Consider the following 20,395-nt stretch of genomic DNA (forward strand, 5'->3'; position numbering starts at 1 on the left):
GGCGTCCATGTGGGAGGGGGCAAGCCCCTCCCACATCTCGTCCGCGTTTACAGCAGCCCGCCGCCGTCGATATCAATGACAGCACCGGTCATGTAGCCATTTTCCATGGCCAGCACATACGCCGCCGCCACTTCCTCTGCCTGCCCCACGCGCCCCACCGGCAACGCGCCACCAGCCTTGGCAAACATCGCCAGGCGCTGGTCCTCGGCCAACCCTGCATACGCCGGGGTATCAATCACACCGGGACTCACCACGTTGACGCGTCGCGGCGCCAACTCCTTTGCCAACTGCTTGCCCAGGGCTTCAGTGGCCGCGTTGATACCAACTTTGATGAACTGGCCCGGCGCCAACTTACGGCCCAGTTGCCCGGAGGTCAGACTGATACTCCCGCGCTCATCTAGGAAAGGCAGCGCCTGCTGGATCGCCCGCAACGCGCCCCAGAGTTTCACGTTGAAGTTGTCCTGGGCCTCGTCCAGATCGGTTTCGATCAAGGTCTTGGCGCGTACCGAAGGGCCGGAGGTGTACACCAGATGGTCAAAACGCCCAACGTTTTCGAACAGACGTTGCAGTGAGTCGGGGTCGGTGACATCCACTGGCTCGCTGCGTAGGCCGTTGTCGCGGCCCGACGATAGGCGCCGCCCCGCCAACACCACCTGAGCACCGCGTGCAGCGGCGGCCTTGGCCACCGCCGCGCCAATGCCACTGCTGCCGCCGATCACGACGACCGTTTTACCGTTGAGGGAAGATGCCATGGGGAGATGTCCTGGGTCAGAAAGTGAGCGTTCATCTTCCCAGCTTGGCAATCGACGAAAAATCCCGGTAAAACGACAAGATCTTTAAAGGATTTTTACAAATGAGCTCAATCCTGGACCTTGAAGTTTTTGTGCGCACCGCCGACACGGGCAGTTTGTCCGCCGCCGCGCGCGGCCTGGGGTTGACCCCTGCTGCGGCCAGCATCGCCCTCAAGCGTCTGGAAACACGGCTGGGCATTCGCCTGCTCGCGCGCTCTACCCGCAGCATGCGCCTGACCGAGGAAGGCAAGCGCTACCTGGACAGCGTGCGCGAAGCCCTGGCCGCATTGGCCGAAGGTGAACAAGCCCTCAAGCAGCACAGCCAGGGGTTGACCGGATTGCTGCAATTGGCCGCGCCGTCGGATTTTGGACGCAATGTCGTTTTGGGCTGGCTCGACGAATTCAAGGCAGAACACCCGAATATCCGCCTGCAATTGCTGCTCAACGACAGCAATGCTGACCTTTTCCGCGACACCGTCGATATCGCCCTGCGCTTCGGCGTACCCCGTGACTCCAGTCTGGTGGCACTGCCGGTCGTGCCCGGTCACCAGCGCATTGCATGTGCCAGCCCCGAGTACCTCGCGCGTCAGGGCACACCCACGACGCCCGCGCAGTTGGCGCAACACAACACACTGCGGTACATGCGCCAGGGGCGCGCCAACAGTACGTGGTTCTTTCGCCAGGGCAGCGAGCTGCAGGAAGTCAACGTGACAGGCGATTACCTGAGCGACGACGGTGAAATTGTGCGGCGCTGGGCCTTGGCCGGTCACGGCATCGCCTATAAAGCCAACCTGGATATCGCCCGGGATCTGAAGGCCGGCCGCCTGGTGCACGTGTTGCCGGATTGGCAAGGCGAACCGACGCCATTCAACCTGATGTGCCCGCACCGCCTGCAAGTGTCGGAGCGGGTAAAAGTGCTGCATCGGTTTCTCCAAGTGCGCTGCCATGCGTTGCTGAGCGAATGAAGAAACACGCTCAGGGCTTGTTCCAGAGCCTCTGAGTCTGGTATTGCATGGATGACGTCTCACAGCCGCAAGGAGCTTTGCATGATTTACCGCACATTGGGCCAGTCCGGTTTGAAGGTCAGCGCCTTGACGCTGGGCACCATGATGTTTGGCGAGCAGACCAATACCGAGGACTCGCTGCGCATCATCGATAAGGCCTGGGATCAGGGCATCAATTTTATCGACACGGCCGACGTATACACCGGCGGACGCTCCGAGGAACTCGTCGGCGAAGCCATTGCCCGACACCGCCAGGATTGGGTGGTGGCGAGCAAAGTCGGTTTCGGTCCACCGGACGGTTTGCCCAACCGCAGTGGCTTGAGTCGCAAACGGATTTTCAATGCGCTCGACGCCAGCCTGACCCGACTCGACACCGATTACCTCGACATCTACTACCTGCACCGCGAAGACCACGCTACCCCTCTGGAGGTCACGATTTCTGCGATTGGCGACTTGATCCGCCAGGGCAAGATCCGCTACTGGGGCTTATCCAACTACCGCGGTTGGCGCATTGCCGAGGTGATCCGCGTGGCCGAGCGTTTGGGCGTGGACAGACCGGTGATCAGCCAACCGCTGTACAACATCGTCAACCGTCAGGCTGAAGCGGAGCAGATTACCGCCGCTGCCGCCTACGGCCTGGGCGTGGTGCCTTACAGCCCGCTGGCCCGAGGCGTGCTCAGCGGTAAATACGCGCCGGATGTCACGCCAGAACCGGGCAGCCGCGCCGCACGCCAGGATAAACGGATCCTGGAAACCGAATGGCGCGTGGAGTCGCTGCGCATTGCCCAGCAAATTCAGCAATATACCCAGGGACGTGGTGTGGGGATCGTCGAGTTTGCCATCGCCTGGGTATTGAACAACTCAGCGGTGAGTTCGGCGATTGTCGGACCGCGTACCGAGGCCCAGTGGGATGCCTACACCGGCGCGCTGGACGTGAAGATCACGGCTGAGGATGAAGCGTTTATCGATTCATTGGTGACATCGGGGCACTCGTCCACCCCAGGGTTCAATGATGTTAGCCACTATGTCTCGGGGCGCGTCGCTCGCTCGTAGTCGAGTGCTGTTGGGGCGAGCGGCAGCGGGTGTTGACCGAAAGAGGTTGCGGGGCTGCATCTCAGCCCAACACGGGCAAGCCCGCTCGCCACCGGGATAGGAGAAATTTTATGGCGTGAGAAAATTTCCCACCAATCGCCCCAAAACAGAGCAGCCGTTTCACGCCGCAAGCACCATAATGCCCGCCTCTCTTGTACAAATCGGTTTTCGCGAGGACAGCGTGTCTAAAGGTGTTGTGTTATCGGTCTCGGCCTCGGTGTTGTTTGCCGTGATGTATTACTTCACATCGTTGCTCACGCCGTTGAGCGGTCTGGAGATTTTCGGCTGGCGCATGCTGCTGACTGTGCCGTGCATGACGGTGTTCATGATCGTCAGCGGCGAATGGCGGCGTGTTTGGGAATTGCTGCAGGTTCTGGCGGCAAAGCCTCGATTGATCGCAGGCGTCGTGTTGTCTTCGGCCTTGCTGGGCGTGCAGCTGTGGTTGTTCATGTGGGCACCACTGAACGGGCGCAGCCTGGATGTTTCGGTGGGTTACTTTCTGCTGCCATTGACCATGGTGCTCACCGGACGGCTGGTATGGGGTGAGCAGCTGTCCTATCTGCAAAAGATCGCAGTGTTCTTTGCCGGCCTTGGGGTACTCAACGAGTTGTACCAAGCCGGTGGGTTTTCGTGGGCAACGCTGGTGGTGATCATTGGCTATCCGCTTTACTTCATCGTGCGCAAATACCTTAAGACCGATAACTTGGGTGGGCTCTGGCTGGATATGGCGCTGATGCTGCCGGTGGCTTGGTGGTTCGTGCAAAGCGGCGAGCAAGGTTTTGCAGTGATGGATGTGCACCCAAAGCTTTACGCATTGATTCCCATGCTGGGTCTGATCAGCGCCTCTGCATTGGTGAGCTACATCATTGCCAGCCGATTACTGTCGTTCAGCCTGTTCGGGCTGCTCAGCTATGTCGAGCCGGTGCTCTTGCTGTTCGTAGCCTTGCTGCTGGGTGAAGGCATCAAGGCGGGCGAATGGCTGACCTATATCCCGATTTGGATCGCAGTCATGGTGCTGGTGTTCGAAGGGTTCAAGCACCTGGTACGCCAGCGCAGGGCTTGAACCGTCTTTACTTGGTATTGCCCAACAGCGCCGAATGCGTTTGGGTTGCACCTTGATCGTCAAGTGTAGTGAAGCGCACTGTTGCGCTCCCCGCCGCGCCGTGCGGCAGCCTTGGCATCGTCACGACGGCGGTGGATCGTGGTGCGATCATCGGCGGGTCTTCGCTGTGGTATTCAACGCCCTCGCGTGTCACAACGATGCCGGACAGCGTGACGTGGTAATCGCCGGGGTTATTCACGTGTAGCGTCGACTCATCCCCGGTAACTAGTTGCCATTTCAAGTCATTAATCGAGCTTGCCGCCGTCCCCGCTAGTTGGTTCGGCCGCAAGAACAATTTAACCCGCGTACGAAATGCCAGATTCACTTGGTTATTTTGCACAGCGGGCTCGCCTGTCGGCCTGATCGCAAGCACGTTGAGCCAATACACTGATTCCCGGTCCTCGTTCGTGTGTGAAGCCGATTGATAGAGCACGCGCAGCGCTCGTCCACTGCCGGCCTCCATGCGGAAAATCGGTTGAGTGACAGTGAACGGCACATCACTGTTTTCAGGTGACGCCTCGCTATCGTTGGCGTCGATCCATACCTGGACCAGCCGCGGGCCATCCGTTTCATTGGCAAGGTTGACCGTTACTTCGCGGGCTTGAGCCGGATAGATCACACGGGTACGGTCGATGACGATTTCGCCTTGGACCAGAGGTGCCTGCAGCGCCATCAGCAGCCCTATCACGTTGAGCCGTCGCAGGAACGTCCGGCTCATCGGTAACTCATCGTGAACGTTGCCACGCCATTTGCGCTGCCTGGCGCAATCGTCTGTTGTGTCTGGATATAGCGCGCAGTCAGCGGAATTTGCACCGTGCCATTGCCCGTCGTCCCCACCAGCCATTGATTAGGGTTGCCCACGCTTGAGGAGTCCGCACCGTAACGAACCAGAATATTGCCGCCGCGTACCAACTGCAGGGCCACGCCCTTGGCCTGGGAACTTGCGGTCAGGGACAGCACATCGCTGCGATTCGAGCGGGTGGTATGGTCAGTGACGGTGATAAACACATCACGCGTGCCCCCGGTGCCGCCTTCGCACAAGAGCGTGATATTGCGGGTTACGCTGCCGGCATGACTGCCGACGCCACGGAACGCCGTAACCGGTACGCTTCCCAAAGACATCGCAATGGAGGGCGTCGAAACCCGGCATGTCGGCTTTAGCGGTGGGCTAATGACCAGCGCCTGCATATTGACCGGATGATACCCAGGGGCTGAGGTATTGGTATTTTGCACCCTGTAATGCGCGACAGTGCGTGTGGGCACAGTCCCAGGAGAAATCGCCCCTCCCGTGGCCACCAGGTAAAGCCGTCCCTGCAGGCCCCAGACAACTGGCTTGGGATACTTCACCCTGAGCAGTGATGCTGCCGATTGACCGACAGCGGCGAAGCCATGATTCGGGTCGCGGGCCATCATTGCAAACCCAACCCCGGGCACGCCTGTGGCGAACACTGGCATGGACACACCGTTGGCGTTGAATGTCCTGCCAGTGGAGCTGGAGTTGACCGCGTTGATCGTCGCAGTTACCCAGTGGAAATCGCTCCAGAAGTCGTAACGGCACTGCATGACACTTGCCGGTGCATTAAAGGGATAGCCTCCCGCCAAACCGATCACTTGCCCGACCTGAGGGTTGGTCGGGGGGATGATGGGGGCAATGTTGATCGCCGTTGCCCCTTGCGGATAACAATCCCCACCTGAAAAAGCATGCGCTTGCATCGCTAGCATCCAGCCGCCCAACGTCGAGGCAGCAAGCCAAGATAAGTTCATACAAAAGTCCTCTGCTGGTGCCCTACAGATGTGGCACCGAATATTCACGGGTGCCGTTCAATACTGCCGGCTACTTGGCGAACCGAGCTGGGTACGCACAACCCTTGGAGATAGTCGACGTCTTGCTGGCGGCTGTTCGCGGCATGCGCAGCCATCTGGTAGTGGACGTCGCATCGTTCAGAAATTTTTTCACCCCATTTGACGATCAACGTGCCGGCAGCCGGGATATCGCGCACAAAAGCTTTGCTGGCTTGGCCCACTACGCCGACTTCCCGGCCTTGCTGGTCCAGAACCTGAGCCGCAAATGGCAGCGGCGTGCCATTCTGCTGTTTGGCCTGGACGATCACCGCCCGCCCGCTGACGGTCTTGAACTCCACCAATTGCACTGCACCGAGGGTTGGAACGATATCCAGGCTCGACTCTTGAAGCTCCACGTCCATGGACATGCCTTGTGGATCAACACTCACCGTATTGTTTTGGAATGCCCTGAGTGACGGAACCACGGCATACCCGCTGCTATTGATGCGTGTAACACCGTCGTGGCCCAACAATGCGACTTCGGCATCCGGCACATGAACCAGCGCAGAGGCCTCTCCCAGGCTTTGCGAAAACGTCACGCCGCCAGCGTGAGCGACGATGCCGCCATCGGCGCCAAATGAAAGCTGGGATCTATCGCGGCTCTGACCATAGCCTGCACGCACGCTGGCAGAACCGGTGCGGTACCCTGCGTGGGTGTTAAGTTGCCTGGAACTCGATTGATCACTGGTCGCGCGGCTGGCGGAAAAACCGTAGTCGAACTCGGCGTTCTCGCCCAGGAAGCCGTTGATGCCCACCTGCTGCTGGCTGCCCCGTGTATCGCCACTGTCCCGAGACAGCGAAGTATTGATGGTCGGCGACCTCGGCTCGCTCCCCAGCGGCATCGATAACGTCAGCATGTAGCGGTTATCGATGCGCCCGGGTTGGCCGATACGCCCGAAAAACACATCGTCACTGAGCTCGCTTTGAGTCAGTTGTCGCGTGTCCTGGACCCTTGAGCGCTGCGCCGAGAGGTTCCAGTTGACCTTGTTCCAGGTCGAGCCGTAACTGGCGGTGAATGAGACCTGGCGCCCTTCCTGCCCGCCCCAATAGTCGACAGAGCTGCCGTACAGGCTCAAGGTGCCTATGCCCAACTGCTGGCTGATGGTCAGGTCGAGCCGACTTTTTTGCCGGGCATAACCGTTGACATCACCGGACTGGCGAGCGATTTCACGCACATTCAGTGCATCCGGAAGGTTCAGGTAACCCTCTGTAGAGAACCGGTATGCACCCAGCGCAAAATGCGTACCCGAGGCGGGCAGACTTTTGTTGTAGCCCACGCCCAGGCTTTGGCCGGACAGGCGTCCATGATCAGCTACCTTGGTATGCGAGGTGGCGCCGTCCAGCGAGAAAGCACCGATGGACGTATTCAATGCAATACCGACCTTGCCCTGCTCATAACCGTTGGAAAGACTGCCGCCGCCATACACCGTCAAGTCATCGGTCAAGCCGTGTTGGAGAGTGCCTTGAAAGACGTTTGCGCCCTTGGCATCGATGCCCTTTTGCTGCACCTCACCCAAGGTGGCGCTGTATTTTGTCGTGTCGACCCGCAGTAATTCCGGGGCCACCGAGTACGGCACGACGAAGGTGTTTCGACGCCCGTCGACTTCCGTCACGCTGACGATCAAATCACCGCCATAACCCGTGGCATGCAAATCACTGATGACAAAAGGGCCAGGCGCGACTGTCGTCTCATAAATGGTGTACCCGTTCTGGCTGACGGTGACCGTTGCATTACTGTCGGCGACACCGCGTACCTGAGGTGCATAACCTTGCTGCGTCTGCGGACGCATGCGGTCGTCGGTTGCCAGGCTTACGCCTCGCACGCGTACCCCGTCGACAATCTGTCCGTTGCTGAAGGTGTCTCCAATAGTGAGTTGTGATTGCCAGGGGATGATGCTGCGCTGCACATAAGTAGACGTGTTCTGATAAGTCTCAAACCCTGTGCGGTTGCTCCAGGCTTGGGCACCTTGGTGTCGCAAGCGCCAGGCGCCCAGATTAATCCCCGCATTGAGGCCCAGGTAAGTGCGACCGTCGCCTTCACCAGCAGTGACCGCATTGGTACTGAAGTTGTAATTGAGCAGCCCGGCGGTAATGCCCTCATCCAACAACTCGGGGTCAATGTAGCCGCGCATGGACCGGTTCATGTAGGCCTGCGGCACGCTGGCGGCTAACTCGAGGGCGCCCGGATCGAACGAGCTGGACGCCATCGGAATCCACTGCCCCAGATCGCCGCAATACTGGCCGGCTGCGGCAGGGTTCGCGAGCTCGCGCCCACGGGTATCGGTATCGACTTTATCCATCGCGATACCGATTTTTTCCAATACTTCGCGACTCAAACACGGCTGCGCACCGGTCTTTGCGTGGGCCGCGACGAACTCCACCTCCCTGCGCCCCAAAGCCTGGCCGTTGACCACGATATCTATGCGGTATAGGCCAGGACTCATCTGGTTGCCGGTATTGAACCGTGACATGTCAACCGACGATGCCAGGCCGCTGGAGAATGCGTTCAGATCAAAGCTCAACTCAGACGCAAGCGCGGAATCGCTTGCGATTACGGCCGCACTCATCAAACCGCCCAACATCATCTTTCGATGCTGGAATGGCAAAATCGGGGCGCAACGATGCACCCGTACTTGGATGTGACTAGGCATAGTTATGACTTCAGTGGACGCTGAGAAATGTACGTTTGCTTGCGATCAGCAACGTTCCGGGGACGCGTTCAGCGATGCAATACAGCAGGCTGCGCCGATGAAAAGCTGCCGAAATCGTTGATGTAGGTGAAATTCACCCGCGCATCGGCGGGTATTACCTTCGCGGCGTTCGGCACCGGCAACTTCAACGTGCCTCCCGGTTCCACCATCGCTTCGGGCAGTGACAATTTTTTCGCGTCGGGATGGGAGCCCATAAGCAGGTAAATGTCGTTGAAGGTGACGTGATAAGCCGAAGGGTTGTGCACCTGTATCACGGTGTCTTGGGCGACCTGCTCCAGGGACCAGCGCAACAGCCCTGGCGCCTCCTCGGGTGTTCCAGATAACTGCGCCGGGCGAAAAAACACCTTGGTGCGGATACGGAACGCAAACTTGAAGTGATTCCGCTGGCTGTCTTCGAGGGTAGGATCAAACTCATTGGTGGCGCCCGGCACTTCAAGTACGTTCAACCAGAACAGCGACTCTCTATCCGCAGGCAGCGGTGCCTTGGTGTAGGACAAACGCATGAACTGGCTTTTGCCGGCGTCCAGGCGAAATACCGGGGGAGACAGCACGAAAGGCACATCGCTCAGTGTCGGCGCTGCCTCGGCATCACCTGCGTCCAGCCAAGCCTGGACCAGACGGGGTGCGTGTTTGTCATCATTGGTCACTCGTATGGTGACCTCGCGTCGCTGCTCGGGGTAAATCTGTCGCGTACCGTCGATAACTACCCCCGCGTGCGCCGCATGCGAGGCTATGCACAAGGCCAGACTCAGCGCGACGGACACCACGCGATGACTTAAGAACATCATTAAATCCTGCATCGGGTAATCCTTGAAAACAGTTGTCCTGCGCCCGACCGCAAGGTCGAGCGAGGATCTCAGGCAACAAACGCAATGGTTATCAGCGCGGCTGCATCAAGGAAAGGTGACCGAGTACTGCACGCTGCTGGTGACATTGCCCGCGCCTGCCGCTCCGCCGTTGGCGATGTAGCGTGCGTAGAACGGTAAGGTCGCCAGACCATTGGTCACGGTGGCAACGGTTGAGTTATTACCTACGCGCAAGTCCATTGGCGTGTTGGAAGCGCCATCGAGAATTTGTACCTCCACCCGCGAGGCGGGTGTTGCAGTGGCGGTATTACGCAGGTTGCCGGTTGCCGGGTTGATGCCAGGGCTGGTCGGCTCGTAACGTACGGCGACCTTGGTACCGTTCGGGCATCCGCCCGAGCCGCCCACATAGACAAAGTAGCGCTTGCTGCCGGCCGTATCGCCTGCCGCCTTGAGGGCCGAGGTTTGCACGCGATCAAGAACGACCGGGAAGTTGGCACCTGAACCTGGCGAGGCTCCGGTGCCGCCGCTGATGGTGCAGGTAGTGCCACTGACCGAGCCGGTGATCGTGATGGTACCGTCTGCTGCATAAGCGGAGCTGGCAGCGAAGCCGCACAAAGCCAGCACTGCAGCCGCCAGAGTGTGTTTTGTCATAATCAGTCTTTCCTTAAAATTAGGGGTCGCGAAACGCACACTTATGACGCAGGAGAGGATCAGCTCTTGCGACGTCCATGGGTGGAGTCTCGTAAAATTTTGTTCCACAGCCCCAAGGAGTTGTCTGTTGCAAAACCTTTCTGACGTGTTTGGCAGGCAAAAAAAAAGCTCCGTACCTTTCGATACGGAGCATGTTCTTGAGTTGCCCGAAAAGCCTGACAGGCTTTGGATGGCTAGTCGGCGGTCAATACGCCACGGCGGACTTGATCGCGCTCGATCGACTCAAACAACGCCTTGAAGTTGCCCTCGCCAAACCCATCATCGCCTTTGCGCTGGATGAACTCGAAAAACACCGGGCCCATCAGGGTTTCCGAGAAGATTTGCAGCAGCAGGCGCTTGTCACCTTCGATGGATGAGCCGTCCAGCAGGATGCCACGAGCCTGCAACTGATCCACCGGTTCACCGTGATTCGGCAGGCGGCCTTCGAGCATTTCATAGTAGGTGTCCGGCGGCGCGGTCATGAAGCGCATGCCGATCTTCTTCAGCGCGTCCCAGGTTTTGACCAGGTCGTCGGTGAGGAACGCAACGTGCTGGATGCCTTCGCCGTTGAACTGCATCAGGAACTCTTCGATCTGCCCGGCGCCCTTGGACGACTCCTCGTTCAGCGGGATGCGGATCATGCCGTCCGGCGCGCTCATGGCCTTGGAGGTCAAGCCGGTGTATTCGCCCTTGATATCGAAGTAACGCGCCTCACGGAAGTTGAACAGCTTCTCGTAGAAGTTCGCCCAGTAAGCCATGCGCCCGCGATAGACGTTATGAGTCAGATGGTCGATGACCTTCAGGCCTGCGCCTTGTGGGTTGCGCTCCACGCCGTCGAGGTAGACGAAGTCGATGTCATAGATCGAGCTGCCTTCACCGAACCGGTCGATCAAGTACAACGGCGCGCCGCCGATGCCTTTGATTGCCGGCAGATTCAGCTCCATCGGCCCGGTTTCGATATGGATTGGTTGAGCGCCCAACTCCAGTGCGCGGGTATAGGCTTGTTGCGAGTCCTTGACGCGGAACGCCATGCCGCAGACTGACGGGCCATGCTCCGCCGCGAAATACGAGGCGATGCTGTTGGGTTCGTTGTTGAGGATCAGATTGATCTCGCCCTGGCGGTACAGGTGCACGTTCTTGGAGCGGTGGGTCGCGACTTTGCTGAAGCCCATGATCTCGAAGATCGGCTCCAGGGTGCCCGGGGTCGGCGATGCGAATTCAATAAATTCAAAGCCCATCAGGCCCATTGGGTTTTCGTGTTGGACGGTCATGGTCGGTGCCTCATCATTCTTGTAGGTAGCAAGGGGTTATTTGCAAGCAAGGATGAGGTGGGAGGGAGGCGCGCAGGACAGGCCTCGCACGCTGCGGGCGAGGAAGTCACCAAAGATGAGGGGGGAGCCGAGTCGCTTCATGGTTACATCAGTCTCTGACGGCTGAGGCTTGCGTGAGCGCAAGTCCATATTCTTGTATGCGTAAATCGATTCTACACAGCGTAAAGATGTTTGTCCGTACTCTTCATCAAATCCCTATTGCCCTTGCCCGTGCAAGGGGTTTGTTACACAGGTAAATGCCAGCCAAAATGAAGGCACCGCCTATCAGCATGGGCAAGGTCAACGCTTCACCCAGCAATAAGGCGCCGCAGATCACTGCGGTCAGCGGGTTAAGCGCGATAAATACACCGGAACGTGTCGTGCCGATCCGCCGGATGCCGTCGTAGTAACCGATATAAGCCAGCGCCGAGCCGAGCACACCCAAATACAACAGGCTCAGCAGCTGTGAAAGCCCAAGGCTTGCGACCTCTTTGACCGTGAAGTTTCCTGAGAGCGCTGTGGTTGCGGTCAACATCAGGGTTCCCAGCAATACCGACCACGTCACGGTCTGCAATGGCCCCAGGCTTGCGTTCAGCCCGCGGGAAGCCAGCGAATAAACGCCCCACGCCGCCACACAACCAAGGATCAGCAAGTCACCCCGCCAACTATGGGCGCCTGCCTGCATCAGCTGAGGGTTGCGACTGACAATCACAGCGACTGCGCCAGCCACGCACAATGCAATCCCTATTACCTTGGTGCGATTCAGGTGCTCTTTGAACAACAACCACGACGCCAGGCCAATCACCGCCGGGTTCAACGCCACGATCAATGACGCCCGCGACGCATTGATGTACTGCAGCCCATAAAAGAAGCACAGGTTGTAGATGAAAATCCCGAAGAACCCCAGCGCCGCCAATTGCGCAAGTTGCCGAAGACTCGGGCGAGCCAGTGGGATGCGTGCGAAGGCCATGAACAGCAACAACGCCAGGCTCGCCAGGATAAAACGCAGGCTCGCGGCCAGCAGCGGATTGAGCTGATCGGCCAGGTAACGACCAGCGATAAAGGTGCCGCCCCAGATCATGGTGACGGCGGCGAGTTTGCAATAGGTCAGGCGATCCGAAGCGGGGCTCATTGGGTTGGCTCAAGTGACAGAAGATCTGGAGTATCCTTCTGCTAATGATCAATCATCGTAAAATGAGTATTCGCTCATGACCTTGACCCAACTGGAAATTTTCTCACTGGTGGCCGAACTACAAGGCTTTACCAGCGCAGCGCACCGGCTCGGCATCAGCCAGTCGGCGGTGTCCCATGCGATCAAAGCGTTGGAGCAGGAGCTCGGTGTCGAGCTGTTCCGGCGCCATCAAAACCTGGTGGAGCCGAGCGAGATCGGCCAGCAATTGCTTGGACGCGCCCGTGCCATGCTCGGCCTGGCCAATACGCTGCAACAGGAAGCAGCAGATGCCCGTGGCATGAAGCGCGGCACCCTGCGCGTCGGCTCGTTTGGGCCAACTGCGTCGATTCGCCTGCTGCCCGGTATCCTCAGCCAGTTTCGTGCAGCCTACCCGGGCATTGAGGTCCACGTGGATGAAGGCCCTGACCGGCAAGTGTTGCAGTGGCTGGATGAGCGGCGGATCGATGTAGGTTTTGTGGTCTTGGAGCAGGAGCGCTTCGACACCTTCGCCTTGTTTGAGGACCAAATGGTCGCGTTGTTGCCCACGGAGCACCCACTGGCCGCTCGCGATGCCCTGACTCTTCAGGAGCTGTGTGACGACCCTTTTATTCTCACCGAGGCAGGATCGTCGGAACTGGTGTCCCGACTGTTCGGTGCGGCCCAATTACGGCCCAAGGTGCGGTATCGCTGCGCCCAACTGCTGAGCACTCTGGAAGCCGTCAGTCGCGGGGACGGGTTGAGCATCGTGGCCGAGGCGTCGTTGCCACCGCTGGACGACCCGCGCTATGTGAAACGCCCCCTATCCCCTCGTGTACCGCGCCAGATTGGCTTGGCAGTGCTTGATCGGCGCCAGTCATCACCCGCGACGCTGGCGTTCATCGAGATTGCGCAACGCGGTGGTAGGGCAAGCAATTGTCCACCGAGCCATCTATTATCGAAATAATACTGACCGGCCTGCCGGCGCATCCCCTACTCCGCAACAGGCCGCACAACTCATGCCCCTCACCGTCAAAGGCCCGCGAGAGCCAATCGTCCGCTACTCGATCAGCGCCCTCTGCGGTCTGCTGCCGATCCTGCTCGGCTTGGCCATCCTGTATTGGCAAGCAGAAAGAACCCTTGAGCAAAGCACGGCGCAAACCGCCGAGGAAGCGGTGCGCCAGTTCGACCTGATGCTCGATAACACCGCCCTCGCCGCCCAGGCCCTGCTGCCGCTGGCAGGCCAGCCCTGCGATAACGGCACGCAATTGGCGTTGCGCGAGCAGGTCACAAGGCGCCCGTTCGTGCGCGCCACGACGTTGTCCTGGCAGAAGAATATCTATTGCAGCTCACTGTTCGGCAGCAACTATGAGTCGCCCGTAAACCCCGACGACTATGTGGACGGTCGGCTTTGGTTGATGAATGGCAACCCGGTGACGCCGGACACTGCGCTGCTGGTGTACCGACTGGTCGACGGTAACCAAGGCGCGTTTGCTTCAATTGACGGCTATCACCTGACCAACGCCTTGCGCCTGATCAGCCGCTATGCACAGTTGGTCCTGCAAGTGGGGCCCAACTGGCTGGCTGCCGACGGCAGTGTTCATACCACGGAAGTGCCGAAATTTGCCGTAGCCCATCATCACTTGGCCTCGCAACGCTATGGTTACAGCGTCGACGCCGGCATGCCGGACGGCGAGGTCTGGCGTTACATGCAGGCGCGCTATCGTGCGATGTTCAGCCTAGTGGTGTTCTTTGGCGCAATGGCAGGCCTACTCGCGCATTGGCTGCAAAAACGCTCCTCGGCACCGACCCATGAACTGCGACGGGCGTTGGGCGCCGATGAGTTCATTCCGTATTTTCAGCCGGTGGTACGCGGCGAAACCCGCGAATGGGCCGGCTGTGAAGTGCTCATGCGCTGGCAGCATCCCAAGGAAGGCTTGGTACGGCCTGATCTATTTATCCCGCTGGCCGAACATTCCGGCCTGATCGTGCCGATGACCCGCGCCCTGCTGCGCCAGACCGCCGTACAACTGGCTCCCCATGCGGCACGGTTTTGCCCGGGGTTCCACATCGGCGTGAATATCACCGCCCGCCATTGCCTCGACCTGACGCTGGTGGACGATTGCCGTGAGTTTCTCGCCGCCTTCATACCGGGCCAGGTGACCTTGGTGCTGGAGTTGACCGAGCGCGAGCTGATCGAGCCCACCGATATCACCCGTCGCCTGTTCGACGCCTTGCACCAACTGGGCGTCATGATTGCCATCGATGACTTTGGTACCGGCCACTCAAGCCTGGGTTACTTGCGCAACTTCAATGTGGACTACTTGAAGATCGACCAGAGTTTTGTCGCCATGATCGGTGCAGACGCACTGTCGAGGCATATCCTTGACAGCATCATAGAGTTGTCCGGCAAACTGGATCTGGGCGTCGTTGCTGAAGGTGTGGAAACGGCCGAACAATGCGAATACCTGGCTGCTCAGGGCGTGGATTTCCTGCAAGGCTATCTGTTTGGAAAGCCACTACCCAGCGATGAATTCATTAAAAACCTGACCAGCCATTGAATAGCCACGTATTAGCGGCGTTGAAATAATGTTAGTAAGACAAAAGACATGATTTACTCGTAGCGGATTAACTACTACAATTTTTCTTGCCTGTGCAGAACTCGCAGGACGACGTCCTCTTTGAGTCGCCTTAACGCTATTGGCTAATAGCTTTGTCTGCAGTTGATATCAGCCAACAACACTATTGGAGTACAGATTTTGTCCAGACTCGCCGAATTTCGCGCAGCAGAAAAAGCCCTTCAAGAGCAGCTTGCCCAGCTGGAATCCCTGAAGAACGATGCTGGCCTGAAGAAAGAAATCGAATTCGAAGAAAAACTTCAAGGGCTGATGAAAACCTACGGCAAAGGCCTGCGTGACATCATCCTGATCCTTGATCCAAACCCGGGCAAGACCAGCGCTGCTGCTGCCAACGCACCAAAACAACGCCGTGCGCGCGTGGTCAAGGTCTACCACAACCCGCACACCGGCGAGCTTATCGAAACCAAAGGCGGCAACCACCGCGGCCTCAAAGCATGGAAAGAACAGTACGGCGCCGCCACTGTAGATTCCTGGCTTCGCGGCTGATTACACCGCACTAATAAAGAGCCCCGCGTGAGCGGGGCTTTTTTATTCAAGGGTTCGAAACCGAACTTAAATAACATTTCATTTTGTTCAAATTCGACGCGCAACACGCACTTAAAGTTTTAGGCTGTCGCGCACCGAACGGACTTCATCCTTACTCGCCTCGTAAGCATCGGCTTGACCCGCGTATGAGAAAACATACGCTTTATCGGTATCAACAGCTCCCACCAATGTTTGTGAAAGCACGTGCCGTCCATTCTCGGTAATCACACAGGTAGTTTCCATGGCCTCAAGCCGACTCAATGTTGTCGAGTGCATTTTGCTGCAGACACTTTGGTAACCGCTCTGGGCAAAATCTTTCTGGATGGACTTGCGCATTTCCAGCAATACACCCTGAAGATTAACGTTATGGCCCGCCTCAGTCGGCGTTGCCGTCAACTCCATCACCATCAGTGTGATGCCGTTTTCATCGTTCTTGATTGCACGCTGACGCGAAACCGGCTGTGGCGTTGCCGGCGTTTCACCATCACGCACCACCTCTTCGACTTGCCAGCCGCTGGGCCAGTGGATTTCCGGATCCGCCGCCGAAACGAAAGGACTGGCCAACAGCAGGCACACAGCACTCAACAGCGGTTTACGACGTTCGATCATGCGAAAGATACCCAAGGTTCAAGCGACAAAGTGTGAGGCCCGCTACCCGCTGATCGCAAGACCCGCGTGACCTTTTTCATTTGGCGCAGCAGGCGGGCCTTGCGTATCATGGCCCGGCTGCACGGATGCCAGCCGCAAGCCAAGGGAACGCTCCTCTCACCTGGAGCCGCGTTTGCCCCATTTTTTTCTGGAGGGCCCATGAGCCTGCACGAACTGAACACTTTCCCGGGCGTCACCGCCCAACCTGACACCGCCACCACGAACTTCGTGTTCAACCACACCATGTTGCGGGTCAAGGACATCACCAAGTCCCTGGACTTCTACACCCGCGTACTGGGTTTTTCGCTGGTTGAAAAGCGTGATTTCCCCGAGGCTGAATTCAGCCTCTATTTCCTGGCCCTGGTGGACAAATCCCAGATCCCGGCCGACGCCGCCGCGCGCACCCAGTGGATGAAGTCGATCCCTGGCATTCTGGAGCTGACCCACAACCACGGCACCGAAAACGACGCCGACTTCGCCTACCACAATGGCAACACCGACCCGCGTGGTTTTGGCCATATCTGCATCGCGGTGCCGGATATCGTCGCGGCGTGTGAACGCTTCGAAGCCCTGGGCTGCGATTTCCAGAAGCGCCTGACCGATGGCCGCATGAAGAGCCTGGCGTTCATCAAGGACCCGGATGCGTACTGGGTTGAGATTATCCAGCCCACGCCGCTGTAACGAAAAAACCCCATGAGTGATCATGGGGTTTTTCATTTCCAGCCGAGTAGTTACGCTGGCGCGGAGGTGCGGATCAGGTGATCAAAAGCACTCAGGGAAGCCTTGGCGCCCTCGCCTACTGCAATCACGATCTGCTTGTACGGCACCGTCGTCACGTCACCCGCGGCAAACACACCGGGCAGTGAAGTTTCGCCACGCGCATCAACGATGATTTCGCCACGCGGGGTCAACTCTACGGTGCCTTTGAGCCAGTCGGTATTAGGCAGCAGGCCGATCTGCACGAAGATACCTTCCAAGTCGATGGTCTTGAACTCGCCGCTGTCACGATCCTTGTATGCCAAGCCCGTGACTTTCTGGCCATCGCCTTTGACTTCACTGGTCAGCGCACTGGTGATCACGTCAACATTCGGCAGGCTGTACAGCTTGCGCTGCAACACCGCATCGGCGCGCAGCTTGCTATCGAACTCCAGCAAGGTTACGTGGCTTACGATGCCCGCCAAGTCGATCGCTGCTTCCACGCCGGAGTTACCGCCGCCGATCACCGCCACACGCTTGCCTTTGAACAACGGACCATCGCAATGCGGGCAGAAGCATACGCCTTTGGCTTTGTATTCCTGCTCGCCTGGCACGCCCATTTCACGCCAGCGGGCGCCAGTGGCCAAAATCACGGTCTTGGACTTGAGCGTCGCGCCGCTTTCAAAACGAATCTCGTGCAAGTCACCAGGGTTTTTCGCCGGGACCAGGCTGCTGGCACGTTGCAGATTCATGATATCCACGTCGTACTGACGCACATGAGCCTCCAGTGCGCTGGCCAGTTTCGGCCCCTCGGTTTCCTGTACCGAGATGAAGTTCTCGATGGACATGGTGTCCAGCACCTGACCACCAAAACGCTCGGCGGCAACACCGGTGCGGATGCCTTTACGCGCAGCATAGATCGCGGCCGCTGAACCGGCAGGACCACCGCCGACGACGAGTACGTCAAAGGCGTCTTTAGCGCTGATTTTTTCGGCGGCTTTTTCAATACCGCTGGTGTCGAGCTTGGCGAGAATTTCTTCCAGGCCCATTCGGCCCTGGCCGAAGTTCACGCCATTGAGGTACACACTTGGCACCGCCATGATCTGGCGCTCGTCGACTTCAGCCTGGAACAGCGCACCGTCGATGGCGACGTGACGGATGTTCGGGTTGAGAACGGCCATCAGGTTCAGCGCCTGGACCACGTCCGGGCAGTTCTGGCACGACAGCGAGAAGTATGTCTCGAAGCTGAACTCACCTTTAAGGGCGCGAATCTGTTCAATCACTTCGACACTGGCCTTCGACGGGTGGCCACCGACTTGCAGCAGGGCCAGCACCAGCGAAGTAAATTCATGGCCCATAGGGATGCCGGCGAAACGCAGGCTGATATCGGCACCTGGGCGGTTGATGGAGAACGACGGTTTGCGCGCGTCATCGCCATCGGTTTTCAGGGCGATCAGCGTGGTGAGGCTGGTTACGTCCTGCAGAAGGGCAAGCATTTCCTGGGATTTCGCGCCGTCATCGAGGGAGGCGACGATCTCGATCGGCTGGGTGACCCGTTCCAGGTATGACTTCAACTGAGCTTTAAGATTGGCGTCCAACATACGGGCGATTTCCTTTAATTCTGGGTATAAAAAAACGCCCGAGCGAATCTCGCCCGGGCGTTTTTGAGGGCGGTTGCAGCTTACTTGGTAGGTGCGGAAACCCGCCCTTGATGCTTCATAGACTTAGATCTTGCCGACCAGGTCCAGGGACGGAGCCAAGGTGGCCTCGCCTTCTTTCCACTTGGCTGGGCACACTTCGCCTGGGTGGGCAGCGACGTACTGGGCAGCTTTGATTTTGCGCAGCAGCTCGGAAGCGTCACGGCCAACACCGCCGTCGTTCAGTTCAACGATCTTGATCTGACCTTCTGGGTTGATCACGAACGTACCGCGATCTGCCAGGCCAGCTTCTTCGATCAGCACGTCGAAGTTGCGGGAGATGGTCAGGGTTGGGTCGCCGATCATGGTGTATTGGATCTTGCCGATGGCTGGCGAGGTGTTGTGCCAGGCAGCGTGGGCAAAATGGGTGTCGGTGGAAACGCTGTAGATTTCGACGCCCAGTTTCTGGAATTCGGCGTGGTTGTCAGCCAGGTCTTCCAGCTCGGTTGGGCAAACGAAGGTGAAGTCGGCTGGGTAGAAGAAGAACACCGACCACTTACCTTTCAGGTCAGCATCAGACACGTCTACGAAGTTGCCGTTTTTGAACGCGGTAGCTTTGAACGGTTTTACTTGGCTGTTGATGATAGGCATCGTTGACTCTCCGTCAGGGGTTAAGAAGTTGATGGGGTGAATCCTACCCACTCTTTCCGACGCTGGCTCATTGGCAAACCTGATGCTGACGATTGGTTTTCCCTATCAGGAGACTGTATTAATAGAAGAAATCTCAAAGCAGCGGTTGAGTGGCCAATGTCATGCCAAGAAAGGGCGTCGCTTCAACATAGCGCATGGCGGATTTCATGTCGTTCCAGCCGACGTAACTCATCAACGACTTTAAATCCCAGCCGCTGCGATGCGCCCAGGTGGCAAAGCCCCGACGCAAGGAATGGCTGGTGTACTGCTCGGCGGCGATGCCTGCGCGCTCCAGCGCCTGACGCAACAACGGGATCACGCTGTTGGGGTGCAAGCCCTCCTCGCCCAGGTTGCCCCAACGGTCGATGCCCCGGAATACCGGACCACGCACCAGCGCTGCTGCGCTGAGCCATTCGCTGTAGGCCTGAACGGGGCACAGGCGTAGCAGCGCAGGCGTGTGATAGGTCTTGCCGAGGTTGTCGCGGTCACTTTTGCTACGCGGAAGGTACAGGCTGATGCCGGTTCCGGGTGTGGCCTGAACATGTTCAATGCTCAGTCGACACAACTCATCGCTACGAAAGCCACGCCAGAAGCCGAGCAGGATTAACGCGGTGTCGCGCTTGGCACGCAGCAAGCGCGGCTGATCGTGTGCGTGGGCTGCCTCTTGCGCTTCAGCGTCAAGCGATGCAACCACCTGCTCCAAATGCTTGAGCTGCAATGGCTCGGCCTGCTTCTCCTGCACAGGGTGCACGGCGCGAATCCCCTTGAGCACTTTGCGCACCACCGGGGCTTTGGTCGGGTCGGGGAACCCCTGGCTGGTGTGCCATTGCGCAAGCGCCGACAGCCTCAGCTTCAGCGTGTTAACCGCAAGCACGCCCGCATGGGCCGCCAGATAGCGTGCCACGCTGTCACTGGTGGCCGGCAGAAACCCGCCCCAGCTGACTTCAAAGTGCTCAATCGCCGCGCGGTAGCTACGGCGTGTGTTGTCGCGGGTGGCAGCGTTGAGATAACGATCAAGATCGCTCATGGGAGGCCTATTCGTACTGCGGGTATGCGTTTCTGCGC

The 20,395-nt window shown here is 58.5% G+C and carries 19 protein-coding genes; 7 read left to right on the plus strand and 12 right to left on the minus strand.

All coding sequences use genetic code 11. From position 1 onward, the window contains the following. Positions 1-47: 47 nt before the first annotated feature. Positions 48-752: an SDR family oxidoreductase gene (locus LRO94_RS14915; RefSeq protein ID WP_032885689.1), complete on the minus strand. Its 705-nt coding sequence runs from the start codon at positions 750-752 to the stop codon at positions 48-50. Between the two features lie 101 nt (positions 753-853). Between LRO94_RS14915 and LRO94_RS14920 the strand changes: the two genes are divergently transcribed. The 3 genes from LRO94_RS14920 to rarD all read left to right on the plus strand — a co-directional run bounded on the left by LRO94_RS14920 (position 854) and on the right by rarD (position 3,950). After that, positions 854-1,756, plus strand: a complete 903-nt coding sequence (locus tag LRO94_RS14920) for a LysR family transcriptional regulator (RefSeq protein WP_179178957.1) — start codon at positions 854-856, stop codon at positions 1,754-1,756. Positions 1,757-1,837: 81 nt separating this feature from the next. Continuing rightward, positions 1,838-2,848, plus strand: a complete 1,011-nt coding sequence (locus LRO94_RS14925; protein WP_099602512.1) for an aldo/keto reductase — start codon at positions 1,838-1,840, stop codon at positions 2,846-2,848. A gap of 220 nt (positions 2,849-3,068) precedes the next feature. Beyond that, positions 3,069-3,950, plus strand: a complete 882-nt coding sequence (gene rarD, locus LRO94_RS14930) for an EamA family transporter RarD (protein ID WP_032885747.1) — start codon at positions 3,069-3,071, stop codon at positions 3,948-3,950. Positions 3,951-3,957: 7 nt separating this feature from the next. Here the strand turns inward: rarD and LRO94_RS14935 are convergent, their stop codons facing one another. The 7 genes from LRO94_RS14935 to LRO94_RS14965 form a co-directional block, all read right to left on the minus strand. After that, positions 3,958-4,707: a fimbrial biogenesis chaperone gene (locus tag LRO94_RS14935; RefSeq protein WP_179178956.1), complete on the minus strand. Its 750-nt coding sequence runs from the start codon at positions 4,705-4,707 to the stop codon at positions 3,958-3,960. Further along, the gene (locus LRO94_RS14940) at positions 4,704-5,753 is read right to left on the minus strand and encodes a fimbrial protein (protein WP_122680968.1); all 1,050 of its coding nucleotides are present in this window, start codon (positions 5,751-5,753) and stop codon (positions 4,704-4,706) included. Before LRO94_RS14940 ends, LRO94_RS14935 begins: the two co-directional genes overlap by 4 nt. Before the next feature lie 44 nt (positions 5,754-5,797). Continuing rightward, positions 5,798-8,398, minus strand: coding sequence for a fimbria/pilus outer membrane usher protein (locus LRO94_RS14945; protein WP_233896803.1), 2,601 nt, complete (start codon positions 8,396-8,398; stop codon positions 5,798-5,800). A gap of 152 nt (positions 8,399-8,550) precedes the next feature. Then, on the minus strand, positions 8,551-9,342 hold the full coding sequence (locus LRO94_RS14950; RefSeq protein ID WP_233896805.1) for a fimbrial biogenesis chaperone: 792 nt from the start codon (positions 9,340-9,342) through the stop codon (positions 8,551-8,553). A gap of 93 nt (positions 9,343-9,435) precedes the next feature. Continuing rightward, positions 9,436-9,999, minus strand: a complete 564-nt coding sequence (locus LRO94_RS14955) for a fimbrial protein (RefSeq protein ID WP_032885692.1) — start codon at positions 9,997-9,999, stop codon at positions 9,436-9,438. A 233-nt stretch (positions 10,000-10,232) separates the two neighbouring features. Continuing rightward, a complete protein-coding gene (gene hppD / locus LRO94_RS14960; RefSeq protein WP_032885693.1) occupies positions 10,233-11,309 on the minus strand; it encodes a 4-hydroxyphenylpyruvate dioxygenase in 1,077 nt (358 codons plus the stop codon). Between the two features lie 247 nt (positions 11,310-11,556). Beyond that, a complete protein-coding gene (locus tag LRO94_RS14965) occupies positions 11,557-12,480 on the minus strand; it encodes a DMT family transporter (protein ID WP_122753411.1) in 924 nt (307 codons plus the stop codon). Between the two features lie 76 nt (positions 12,481-12,556). Here LRO94_RS14965 and LRO94_RS14970 point away from each other — a divergent pair, with 76 nt between their 5' ends. The 3 genes from LRO94_RS14970 to LRO94_RS14980 all read left to right on the plus strand — a co-directional run bounded on the left by LRO94_RS14970 (position 12,557) and on the right by LRO94_RS14980 (position 15,620). After that, positions 12,557-13,462, plus strand: coding sequence for a LysR family transcriptional regulator (locus LRO94_RS14970; RefSeq protein WP_032885695.1), 906 nt, complete (start codon positions 12,557-12,559; stop codon positions 13,460-13,462). A 52-nt stretch (positions 13,463-13,514) separates the two neighbouring features. After that, on the plus strand, positions 13,515-15,056 hold the full coding sequence (locus tag LRO94_RS14975) for an EAL domain-containing protein (protein ID WP_179178954.1): 1,542 nt from the start codon (positions 13,515-13,517) through the stop codon (positions 15,054-15,056). 198 nt (positions 15,057-15,254) lie between these two features. Further along, positions 15,255-15,620 carry a histone-like nucleoid-structuring protein, MvaT/MvaU family gene (locus LRO94_RS14980; protein WP_095184729.1) on the plus strand — a complete coding sequence of 122 codons (366 nt, stop codon included), beginning with the start codon at positions 15,255-15,257 and terminating at the stop codon, positions 15,618-15,620. Positions 15,621-15,731: 111 nt separating this feature from the next. On the opposite strand, the gene LRO94_RS14985 is transcribed toward LRO94_RS14980, so the two are convergent. After that, entirely contained in the window at positions 15,732-16,268 is a 537-nt protein-coding gene (locus LRO94_RS14985; RefSeq protein WP_179178953.1) for a DUF4946 domain-containing protein, read from the minus strand. A gap of 198 nt (positions 16,269-16,466) precedes the next feature. Between LRO94_RS14985 and gloA the strand changes: the two genes are divergently transcribed. Beyond that, complete coding sequence (gene gloA, locus LRO94_RS14990; protein ID WP_032885699.1) at positions 16,467-16,988, plus strand: lactoylglutathione lyase; 522 nt, start codon at positions 16,467-16,469, stop codon at positions 16,986-16,988. Positions 16,989-17,038: 50 nt separating this feature from the next. On the opposite strand, the gene ahpF is transcribed toward gloA, so the two are convergent. The 3 genes from ahpF to LRO94_RS15005 all read right to left on the minus strand — a co-directional run bounded on the left by ahpF (position 17,039) and on the right by LRO94_RS15005 (position 20,357). Continuing rightward, complete coding sequence (ahpF, locus tag LRO94_RS14995; RefSeq protein ID WP_032885700.1) at positions 17,039-18,604, minus strand: alkyl hydroperoxide reductase subunit F; 1,566 nt, start codon at positions 18,602-18,604, stop codon at positions 17,039-17,041. A 123-nt stretch (positions 18,605-18,727) separates the two neighbouring features. Further along, entirely contained in the window at positions 18,728-19,291 is a 564-nt protein-coding gene (gene ahpC, locus LRO94_RS15000; RefSeq protein ID WP_032885701.1) for an alkyl hydroperoxide reductase subunit C, read from the minus strand. Positions 19,292-19,424: 133 nt separating this feature from the next. Then, the gene (locus tag LRO94_RS15005; RefSeq protein ID WP_179178952.1) at positions 19,425-20,357 is read right to left on the minus strand and encodes a site-specific integrase; all 933 of its coding nucleotides are present in this window, start codon (positions 20,355-20,357) and stop codon (positions 19,425-19,427) included. Positions 20,358-20,395 lie beyond the last annotated feature (38 nt).

This window comes from Pseudomonas sivasensis, assembly GCF_021391435.1.
Taxonomy (GTDB): Bacteria; Pseudomonadota; Gammaproteobacteria; order Pseudomonadales; family Pseudomonadaceae; genus Aquipseudomonas; species Aquipseudomonas sivasensis.